The sequence below is a fragment of the Kitasatospora sp. NPDC059673 genome, assembly GCF_042734215.1.
Lineage (GTDB): Bacteria > Actinomycetota > Actinomycetes > Streptomycetales > Streptomycetaceae > Kitasatospora.
The window spans coordinates 40,694-50,051 of sequence record NZ_JBHWEN010000038.1; the positions used below are offsets into that span (position 1 = coordinate 40,694).

11 protein-coding genes and 1 pseudogene are annotated in these 9,358 nt (G+C 73.8%); 3 read left to right on the top strand and 9 right to left on the bottom strand.

Annotated elements, in window-relative coordinates:
- Positions 1 to 104 precede the first annotated feature (104 nt).
- The gene (locus ACFV18_RS30770; RefSeq protein WP_380488576.1) at positions 105 to 1,259 is read right to left on the bottom strand and encodes a zinc-dependent metalloprotease; all 1,155 of its coding nucleotides are present in this window, start codon (positions 1,257 to 1,259) and stop codon (positions 105 to 107) included.
- A 115-nt stretch (positions 1,260 to 1,374) separates the two neighbouring features.
- Positions 1,375 to 2,832: a D-alanyl-D-alanine carboxypeptidase/D-alanyl-D-alanine-endopeptidase gene (dacB, locus tag ACFV18_RS30775; RefSeq protein WP_380488577.1), complete on the bottom strand. Its 1,458-nt coding sequence runs from the start codon at positions 2,830 to 2,832 to the stop codon at positions 1,375 to 1,377.
- Positions 2,833 to 2,969: 137 nt separating this feature from the next.
- Here dacB and ACFV18_RS30780 point away from each other — a divergent pair, with 137 nt between their 5' ends.
- Complete coding sequence (locus tag ACFV18_RS30780; protein ID WP_100587648.1) at positions 2,970 to 3,461, top strand: inorganic diphosphatase; 492 nt, start codon at positions 2,970 to 2,972, stop codon at positions 3,459 to 3,461.
- Positions 3,462 to 3,554: 93 nt separating this feature from the next.
- On the opposite strand, the gene ACFV18_RS30785 is transcribed toward ACFV18_RS30780, so the two are convergent.
- From ACFV18_RS30785 to ACFV18_RS30795, 3 genes are all read right to left on the bottom strand, one after another.
- Complete coding sequence (locus ACFV18_RS30785) at positions 3,555 to 3,773, bottom strand: dodecin (RefSeq protein ID WP_380488578.1); 219 nt, start codon at positions 3,771 to 3,773, stop codon at positions 3,555 to 3,557.
- A gap of 96 nt (positions 3,774 to 3,869) precedes the next feature.
- Complete coding sequence (locus ACFV18_RS30790) at positions 3,870 to 4,820, bottom strand: asparaginase (protein WP_380488579.1); 951 nt, start codon at positions 4,818 to 4,820, stop codon at positions 3,870 to 3,872.
- Positions 4,821 to 4,882: 62 nt separating this feature from the next.
- Positions 4,883 to 5,401, bottom strand: a complete 519-nt coding sequence (locus ACFV18_RS30795; RefSeq protein ID WP_380488580.1) for an ABC transporter substrate-binding protein — start codon at positions 5,399 to 5,401, stop codon at positions 4,883 to 4,885.
- A 346-nt stretch (positions 5,402 to 5,747) separates the two neighbouring features.
- On the opposite strand from ACFV18_RS30795, the gene dtd reads away from it, so the two are divergent.
- Positions 5,748 to 6,179 carry a D-aminoacyl-tRNA deacylase gene (dtd, locus tag ACFV18_RS30800; protein ID WP_035872970.1) on the top strand — a complete coding sequence of 144 codons (432 nt, stop codon included), beginning with the start codon at positions 5,748 to 5,750 and terminating at the stop codon, positions 6,177 to 6,179.
- A 6-nt stretch (positions 6,180 to 6,185) separates the two neighbouring features.
- Here dtd and ACFV18_RS30805 read toward each other — a convergent pair whose 3' ends face one another.
- The 3 genes from ACFV18_RS30805 to ACFV18_RS30815 form a co-directional block, all read right to left on the bottom strand.
- Complete coding sequence (locus ACFV18_RS30805; protein ID WP_380488581.1) at positions 6,186 to 7,142, bottom strand: YgfZ/GcvT domain-containing protein; 957 nt, start codon at positions 7,140 to 7,142, stop codon at positions 6,186 to 6,188.
- Between the two features lie 10 nt (positions 7,143 to 7,152).
- Positions 7,153 to 7,599 (bottom strand): Fur family transcriptional regulator, encoded by a 447-nt coding sequence (locus ACFV18_RS30810; RefSeq protein WP_380488582.1) that lies wholly within the window; start codon positions 7,597 to 7,599, stop codon positions 7,153 to 7,155.
- Between the two features lie 85 nt (positions 7,600 to 7,684).
- Complete coding sequence (locus ACFV18_RS30815) at positions 7,685 to 8,269, bottom strand: FABP family protein (RefSeq protein WP_380488583.1); 585 nt, start codon at positions 8,267 to 8,269, stop codon at positions 7,685 to 7,687.
- 254 nt (positions 8,270 to 8,523) lie between these two features.
- On the opposite strand from ACFV18_RS30815, the gene ACFV18_RS30820 reads away from it, so the two are divergent.
- Positions 8,524 to 8,886, top strand: coding sequence for a DsrE family protein (locus ACFV18_RS30820; protein ID WP_380488584.1), 363 nt, complete (start codon positions 8,524 to 8,526; stop codon positions 8,884 to 8,886).
- A gap of 178 nt (positions 8,887 to 9,064) precedes the next feature.
- Here ACFV18_RS30820 and ACFV18_RS30825 read toward each other — a convergent pair.
- Positions 9,065 to 9,316: pseudogene (locus tag ACFV18_RS30825) on the bottom strand (DUF3099 domain-containing protein); the annotation flags it as partial.
- Positions 9,317 to 9,358: the final 42 nt, after the last annotated feature.

Here is a 9,358-nt window from a genome sequence, read left to right on the forward strand (position 1 = left end):
TGAATGGAGAAACGTTACGTCTGCCGCCAGGTGTACGACTCGCCCGGTTGACCGTCCACCGCGGGCCGCACCTGACGCCCGCCCGAGGGTCCCGGGCGGGCGGCTCAGCCGACCACCCGGGCCACCCAGGACGCCGGGTCGTGGATCTCGTCCTTGGTGGGCAGCGTGTTCGGCGAGGTCCACACCCGGTTGAAGCCGTCCATCCCGGACCGCTCCACCACGCCGCGGACGAACACCGCGCCGTCCTGGTACTGGCGCAGCTTGGCGTCCATGCCGAGCAGCCGGCGCAGCACCAGGTCGAGCCGGCCACTGCCGCGGTCGCGGCGGCGCTGGAACTTCTCCCGGATCTCCGTCACCGAGGGCACCACGGCCGGGCCTACGCCGTCCATCACCACGTCGGCGTGGCCCTCCAGCAGCGACATCACCGCGGTCAGCCGGGCCAGGATCTCCCGCTGCGCGGGCGTCTGCACCAGGTCGGTGAGGCTGCCCGCGGTGGAGCCGTTGCCGCGGCCGCCGAAGCCCGGCAGGCCGCCGAGCGCCTCGCGCAGCCGGTCCAGCAGGGCCGAGGGGTCGACGTCGGTCTGGGCCAGGAACTCCTGCACCTCGGACTGGATGTGGTCGCGCAGCCAGGGCACCGCGGTGAACTGGGTGCGGTGGGTCTCCTCGTGCAGGCACACCCAGAGCCGGAAGTCGTGCGGGGCGACGTCGAGTTCGCGCTCCACGTGGACGATGTTCGGCGCCACCAGCAGCAGCCGCCCGGGTGGCGTCGCCAGGCCCCGGCGCGGCTGGTCGAACAGGCCCTCGGGGCTGTCGGGAGCGGTGGGCAGCCCGGCCGGAGCGAAGGTCTCGTACTGGCCGAGCACCTTCGCCGACAGGAACGCCAGCACCGCGCCGACCTCCACGCCGGTGGCCTTGGCGCCCACTGAACCGACCGCAGCGGTGCCCGGGCTCTCCTGGCGGCGGGCGGCCAGCCGGTCGGTCAGCGGGCGGACCACGGTGCGGAAGCCCGCCACGTTGGCCCGCACCCAGCCGGGCCGGTCGACCACCAGCACCGGGGTGCCGGGGGTGCCCTCGCCCAGCCCCATCCGGGTGAACTCGCGCACGTGCCGCTCGGCCTCGACGGCGTGCCGGCGCAGTTCGGAGACCACCGCGCGGGCCTCCTCCCGGCCGACCCGGGGCCCGGGCCGGGCCAGGCGCACGGCGGTCGCCACCGCGAGATCCCAGTCGACCATCTCCGCACCGCTGTTCGCGCTCGTCATGCCCTCACGGTACGTGCTCGCCCCCGCCCGGGGGAGACAACCGGGTCGGCCGATCCGCCCCGGTCGGCCCGCTGACGCCGGGTCAGCGGGCCGACGGCGCGTCACCCGGCCCGGGTCAGCAACCGCAGGCGGCGATCTTCGCGACGATCCGGTCGACCGCGGCGCGGGCCGCGGTCGGGTCGGCGCCGGTGCGGGTCATCAGCGCGAACGCCAGCACCCGGCCGTCGGCGTCGACCACGGTGCCGGCCAGCGTGTTGACGCCCTGCAGGGTGCCGGTCTTGGCGCGCACGACGCCGGCCGCCTCGCCGGCCCCGGACTTGGCGCCGAACCGGCCGGCCAGGGTGCCGGTGAAGCCCGCGACCGGCAGGCCGGTGATCACCGGGCGCAGCTCCGGGTGCTGCGGGGAGGCGGCCTCGGCGAGCAGCTTCACCAGGGTGAGCGGCGGGATCAGGTTGGCCTTGGCCAGGCCGCTGCCGTCGGTGATCAGCGCGCCGGTCAGCGGCACCCCGAGCTTGCCGAGCTCGGCGGTGACGGCGCTCGCGGCGCCCTCGAAGCCGGCGGGCTGCTTGGCGGCGAGCGCGGCCTGCCGGGCGATGGCCTCGGCGAGCTGGTTGTCGGAGGCGGTGAGCATCCGCTCCACCAGCCGTCCGATCTCCGGCGACTCCACCCGGGCCAGCTCCTTGGCCCCGGCGGGGGCGGTGGCCTGGCCGGCCTTGTTCTGGACGGTGACGCCTTCGGCCTTCAGGAGGTTCGCGAAGGTCTCGGCGGCCTGCCCGGCCGGGTCGAACACCCGGGCCGGGGCCTCGTCGGGCGAGCGCGGGTCGATCCGGCCCTCGTCGACCATCAGCGGGGTGACCGCGGCGATGTTCATCGCGTCGTGGTCCTTGTGCAGCAGCGGGCCGCTGTACAGCGAGGTGTCGTAGGACAGCTTGACGCTCGTGGTGCCGGCCGCCTTCAGCGCGGCGGCGGTGCGGCGGCCCAGCTCGGCGATCGAGGCGGGCGCGCTGTCCGCGTCCACCGGGGCGCCGCCGATCCGGATCTGGTCGATGGGCAGCGCCGTCAGGGTGGGGTCGCCGCCGCCGACCAGGGTGATCTCGCCGGGGGTGGCGCCCTGCACCACGGTGGTGGCGATCCGGTGGCCGGCCGGCAGCAGCGCCAGGGCGGCGACCGCGGTGGCCAGCTTGGTGGTGGAGGCGGGCGTGGCCGGGGTGTTCTCCTGCGCGCCGAACAACAACTCGCCGGTGGCGGCGTCGGCGACCGCGAAGTTCAGGGTGCCCAGCGACTTGTCCTGGACGGTGGCACCGAGCGCCCCGCGCAGCCCGTTGCCGGTCGGCGGGTGGCTGTCGCCGGCGTCCCCGGCGGACAGCACCGGGCCCTTGACCGGGACGGCGCGCTGCCGGTTCCCGCGTCGGTCCTGCTTGCCGCGCCCCTGCCCGTCCCCGTCCGGCCCGTCCCCGCCCTGGCGGTGCCCGTCGTCGGCGTGTTTGCCGTGCCCGTCCGAGCGGCTGGCGCCCGGCGAGGGCTGGGCCAGCGCCGGGTCGGCGACCGTCAGCACCCCCGCGGCCAGTGCCACCCCCAGGACCCCGACGAGCGCCGTCCTGCGCCCGCGCCCCACCCCTGACCCTGATCTCACGGACCGGCCCCTTTCCCGAGCACTCCCTGCCGTAGGAGACACTTGGATTCTGTCAGTCCCCACCCTTGGAGGAAGCGTTGGAGTTCGACGTCCTGATCGAGATCCCGAAGGGCTCGCGCAACAAGTACGAGGTCGACCATGAGACCGGTCGGCTCCGTCTGGACCGCATGCTCTTCACCTCGACCCGCTACCCGGCCGACTACGGCTACGTCGAGGGCACCCTCGCGGACGACGGCGACCCGCTGGACGCGCTGGTCATCCTGGATGAGCCGACCTTCCCCGGCTGCCTGATCAAGTGCCGCGCCATCGGCATGTTCCAGATGACCGACGAGGCCGGCGGCGACGACAAGCTGCTGTGCGTCCCGGCGACCGACCCGCGCTGGTCGCACCTGCAGGACATCCAGGACGTGTCGGAGTTCGACCGTCTGGAGATCCAGCACTTCTTCGAGGTCTACAAGGACCTGGAGCCCGGCAAGTCCGTCCAGGGCGCCGACTGGGTCGGCCGGGCCGAGGCCGAGGCCGAGGTCGAGGCTTCGATCAAGCGCCTCCAGGAGCAGGGCGGCCACTGAGCCGCCACGCCCTTCGGGGCGGCCCGCAGTGCCCGCGCGAGGGGCGGGAGTCCGGTGTTGGACTCCCGCCCCTCACGCGTTCCCGGCGGTCGGTCAGCCGTCGTTGTCGTCGAGCCGGAACCCGACCTTCAGGCCGACCTGGAAGTGCTTGATCGCGCCGTCCTCGATGTGGCCGCGGATCTGCACCACCTCGAACCAGTCGAGGTTGCGCAGGGTGCGGTCGGCGCGGGCGATGCCGTTGCGGATGGCGGCGTCCACCCCTTCGTGCGAGGAGCCGACGATCTCGGTGACCCGGTAGGTGTGGTCGGACATGCAGGTACTCCCTGTGCGGCGGTGGCGGGCGCTCCCCCGCCGTCCACCGTGCACCAGGGCGCCGGAAGGGGCATCCCGGCTTCGCCCGACGGGGCGTCAGAACGCCGCGCGGACCTCGCCGACCACCGCGCCGCCACCGTGCAGCGGAGCGGACGCGATCCGCTCCAGCACCGGGTCCTGGAGGCCGAGGCGGCGCAACGCGGCGGCCAGCACCGGGCCGCGGGCGCGCTCCGCGCCGTCCTCGATCTTGAAGGCCAGGGCGCGGCCATCGGCCAGTGCGACCACCTGGACGGCCTCCGCGCCCATCTTGGACAGCGCGCCGGGCACCGCCCGCATCAGCCAGGTGTCGGCCCGGCGGGTGCCGGCCACGTACTCGGGGTGGGCGCGCATCGCGTCGGCCACCCGGCGCTGCTCGGTGCCGGGCTCGGCCATCACCAGGGCGCGGTAGCCGCGGGCCAGGCCGGTCAGCGAGACGGCCAGCAGCGGGGCGCCGCAGCCGTCGGTGCCGGTGTGCACGGCCGGCTCGCCGGCGGTCTCCTCCAGCGCGGTGCGGGCCAGGCGCTGGATCGGGTGCTCGGGGTCGAGGTAGGAGGCCAGGTCCCAGCCGTTGGCGGCGCAGGCGGCCAGCCAGCCGGCGTGCTTGCCGGAGCAGTCCATCAGGATCGGCGCCCGCTCCCCGCCGGAGCGCAGCAGCTCCTCCGCCTCGACCTCGTCCAGCGGCAGTTCGGCGGGGGTGCGCAGGGCGACCTCGGTGAGGCCGGCGTCGGCCAGGATCCGGCGCACCCCGGCCCGGTGGAAGGGCTCCGCGGAGTGGCTGGAGGCGGCCAGCGCGAGCTGCTCGCCATGCAGCTCCAGGCCGGCCCGCAGGGTCGCCATCGCCTGGAACGGCTTGGCGGTGGAGCGCGGGTAGACCGGCTGCTCGGGGGTGCCCAGCGTGTACGCGACGGTGCCGTCGGCGTCGAGCAGGACCAGCGAACCGCGATGGCGGCCCTCGGTGAAGCCGGAGCGTATGACCTCGGCGAGGGCGGGCAGGACGGACTGCGACACGGGCGGTCTCCAGGACGTGCGGTGCGGTGAGGGTGGGTGGGCCCCGGTCGCGTCCCGACCGCTCAGCCTCCGCCGAGCAGGTCCTCGACCCGGGCCTCCCCCTCACGGTACCTGCGGGTGATTTCCGCCCCGCAGTCGTCCGCGGTGCGCTGCAGCGTCTGGCGGCGGCCGGACACCTCGCGCTCGTGCTCGGCCAGCCGTTCGACGGCGGCCAGCAGGTCGGCGGTGGCGTGCGCGCCGAGGTCGGCCAGTTGCACGTCGCCCATCAGGGCGTCCGCCTCCAGCCGGTAGCGCTCGCCGCGGGGCGGGCCGAGGGTCAGGTGCCGGGCCGGGCGGCGGGTGGTGGACGGGGCGTCCGCCAGGATCGCGGGCAGCCGGTCGAGCAGCGCGCACTGCGCCTCGCTGGCGCCGGCCAACGGGATCTCCCGGCGCTGGAGTTCGGCCCGCAGGATGTCCATCCGGCCGTGCAGCAGGCGGCGCAGGTACGACAGGTCGGCCTCCTGCTCCAGGGCGTCCCGGCGCAGCACCCGCAGTTCCTCCAGGGCCAGGCCCGCCAGCCCGTCGAGCGCGCTCACGTCCATCAATCCGACCACCTGCCGTAGTACCTGTGCCCGCCGATCGCACGGCCGCCCGCCACTCAGGGTTCCCCCCGGCGGGCGATGCCACTCGTGCGGGTGACGCGGTTCGCCGGGACGACGGACGCCCCCTCGGGGCCCGGATGGCCCCGGGCCGTCGGACAGCGTGCCATTCCGGGCCCCGGCGCCGCACGCCCGAGTACCCGGATGGCCCCCTGGCGAACACCCCTGGCTAGTACGAAGAATCCGCGCCATGGGTTCACCTGCACCGATCGGGGCGCACCGCATGCGACCCCGGCGTGCAACCGGAGGGTGCGCGCCCCCTGGGTGGACGTGCGGGCACAATGGCGGCATGCGAGCAGTGGTGCAGCGGGTCGCCGAGGCGGCCGTGACGGTGGACGGCGAGACGGTCGGCGCGATCGAGGGGCCCGGCCTGTGCGTCCTGGTCGGCGCCACCCACGAGGACACTCCGGCGCAGGCCGCCCAACTGGCCCGCAAACTGTGGACGCTGCGGCTGTTCCCCGGCAGCCCCGAGCAGTCCTGCTCGGAGCTCGGCGCCCCCCTGCTGGTGATCAGCCAGTTCACCCTGTACGGAGACGCCCGCAAGGGCCGCCGCCCCACCTGGAACGCCGCCGCCCCCGGCCCGGTCGCCGAACCGCTGGTGGACGCCGTGGTGGCCGAACTCCGCGCCTTGGGCGCGAAGGTGGAGACCGGGCGGTTCGGTGCCGACATGAAGGTGTCGCTGGTGAACGACGGGCCGTTCACCGTCCTGCTGGAGGTCTGAGACCGGTCAGGCCGGGACGATCACGTCCTGGCTGCCGGGCACGCCGTCGGCCAGCAGCACCGCGTCGACCGGGGTGTTGCGCTTGACCAGGGCCAGCGCGACCGGGCCGAGCTCGTGGTGGCGGGCCGAGGAGGTGACGAAGCCGACCGGCCGGTCCTGGCCCTCGACGCGGACCTCGGCCCCGTGCCCGGGCAGCTTCTCCTCGGTGCCGTCCAGGTGCAGGAAGACCAGCCGGCGCGGCGGGCGGCCCAGGTTGTGCACCCGGGCGACCGTCTCCTGGCCGCGGTAGCAGCCCTTGTGCAGGTGCACCGCGCTGCCCAGCCAGTCCACCTCGTGCGGGATGGTGCGGTGATCGGTCTCGAAACCCAGGCGCGGCCGGTGCCCCTCGATCCGCAGCGCCTCGTACGCCCACACGCCCGCGGCCGGACCGAACCCGGCTGCGGCCTCGGCGAGTTCGGCGCGCGGCAGGAACAGGTCACGGCCCCACGGGAGTTCGCGCACCGCCGCGGCCCGGTCGGCGAGGACGGTGGAGCCGGCCGGCAGGAACACCACGGCGTAGTCGGCGGTGGCGTCGGTGACTTCGGCCCGGTTCCAGAACTTCATCGACTCCAGGTACGTCACCAGCGCGGGCGCGGTACCGGGCTCGACGTGGATCCAGGTGGTGGCACCGTCGTCGACCAGGTACAGCGCGTGCTCGACGTGCCCGTGCGGGGACAGCACCAGTGCCTCGGTGGCCTGCCCCGGCGGCAGTTCGCTGACGTGCTGGGTGAGCAACAGGTGCAGCCAGCTCAGCCGGTCCGGCCCGGTGACGGTGATCACGCCGCGGTGCGACAGGTCGGTGAAGCCGCGCCCGGCGGCCAGTTCGCGCTGCTCGCGGAACAGGTCGCCGTAGTGGGCGGCGACCCCTTCGTCGGGACCTTCGGCGGCGACGGCGCCGGGCAGCGCAAGCAGCGGGCTCTTCATACCGGCCAGCTTACGGCTGCGGGTGCTCCAGCTTGGCGGTGCAGTCCGCGCAGCGGCCGAAGATGGCGAAGTGCTTCAGATCGGTGTCGAAGCCGTGCTCGGTGCGCAGGCTCTCGATCAGCGGCGCGGCGATCGCGGTGTCGGTCTCGGAGACCTGGTCGCAGTCCCGGCAGACCAGGTGCAGGTGGGTGTGCCGACCCGCCAGGTGGTAGGTGGGCGCGCCGTGCCCGAGGTGGGCGTGCGAGACCAGACCGAGCTCCTCCAGGAGCTCCAGCGTCCGGTACACGGTGGAGATGTTGACGCCACTGGCGGTGCGGCGGACCTGCGCCAGGATCTCGTCCGGGGTGGCGTGGTCGAGTACGTCGACAGCCTCCAGCACCAGCTGGCGCTGCGGGGTCAACCGGTAGCCGCGCTCGCGCAGGTCGGCCTTCCAGTCGGTGGTGTCGGTGTTCGCCACGGTGTCCCTGCCCGTTGAGAGGTCGTGCCGACCAGTGTAGGGACCGACCGCCGGGTCGGTCCCCCACTCGTCCGTGCCCGTCCGCTCAGCGGAAGAACGCGATCCCGTCGTCCGGGAGGTCGTTGACGTCCTTGACCAGCTGCGCCGGGTTGAGCACCTTCTTCAGCTGCGCCGACATGTACGGCCGCAGCGGCACCTGGGGGGCGGCCTTCTCGCCGACCCACAGCAGCTCGTCCTTGACCAGGCCGAACAGGCGCTTGCCGCCGCTGTACGGGGCCGCGCCCTCGATCCGGGCGACGGCGTCGGTGGCCAGGTCGATCTGCGGCTTGCCGTCGTGCAGCTTGCCGTACCAGATCTCCACGGTGCCGTCGTCGCGCACCGAGGAGACCTCGATCTCGCGCTCGCCGCTGGTCCCGTGCTGGTTGCTGGTGACGCGCCAGAAGGCGTGCTCCATCTCCAGCGGGCGGACCTTCTCGCCCTGCTCGTCCAGCACCCAGGTACGGGAGCGGAACTCCAGGAAGGGTCGTCCGTCGTGGCGGAAGACGATCTCCTGGCCGAAGTTGCACTTCTCGCTGCCGGGGAAGTCGTGGACGCCCGCGCCCTCCCAGGTACCGAGGAGGAAGGCGAGCGGGACGACGTCCCGGTGGAGGTCGGAAGGAATCTCGATCATGGTCCTGGCTGCTGTCGTCGGACGGTTACCTGGTCAACCGTACGGCAGAGCTCAGCGCTGGCCCTGGTAGAGCTTCATGACCGAGAAGATGGCGAACCAGGTGATCAGCACGGCCACCAGAACCAGGACACTTTCGAAGAAGATCTCAAGACCGGACACGGTGTGCTCCCAGGGGCGGGTTCGACGGAGGAACGGGGCTTTCCACTACGGCCGGGAGTCTATCGGGCGCCCCCTGCGGCCGTAGTCTCTGGGGCATGTCGAAGAAGCTGGTCATCAAGGTCACCGCCGGTGCGGACGCGCCGGAGCGCTGCTCACAGGCCTTCACGGTCGCCTCGGTCGCGGCCGCCAGCGGCGTGCCGGTCTCGCTCTGGCTCACCGGCGAGTCCTCGTGGTTCGCGCTGCCCGGCAGGGCCGCCGAGTTCGAACTGCCGCACGCCGCACCGCTGCCCGACCTGCTGGAGGTGATCCTCGCCGCCGGCACCGTCACCCTCTGCACCCAGTGCGCGGCGCGCCGGGACATCGGCCAGGCGGACGTCATCGAGGGCGTGCGGATCGCCGGCGCGCAGGTGTTCCTGTCCGAGGTGATGGCGGACGACGCGCAGGCGCTCGTCTACTGATCCACTACCGGCCCTCCGGGGGCTCCCGGTCCGGCCGGTCGCGGTCGTGGCCGGGCTGCTCCCAGTGCGGATCGTCCCAACGGGGGTCGTCCCAGCGCGGGTCGTCCGGGCGCCGGTCGTCCGGCCCCGGATCGCCCGGGCGCGGATTGGCCCACAGGTCCTCGGGCGGTTCGCGGTCCGGCCGGTCCCGGTCGTGGCCGCGCTGCTCCCAGTGCGGGTCGTCCCAGCGCGGGTCGTTCCACCAGTCGTCGTCCTTGTCGCGCCGGTTGGCGAGGACGGCGGCCAGTGGCGGTATCACCATGGCGAGCACGCACATGCCGATGGCGGCGCCGACCGAGTAGAAGCGCACCACGCCCCAGGCGAGGACGAACAGCCCCAGGCAGACGCCCATCATCACGAAGTAGCGCACATGCCGCCGGTGTGCCTGCACCCCTCCAGGGTAGGCCGAGGGCCCCGGCCGTCAGAAGACGGC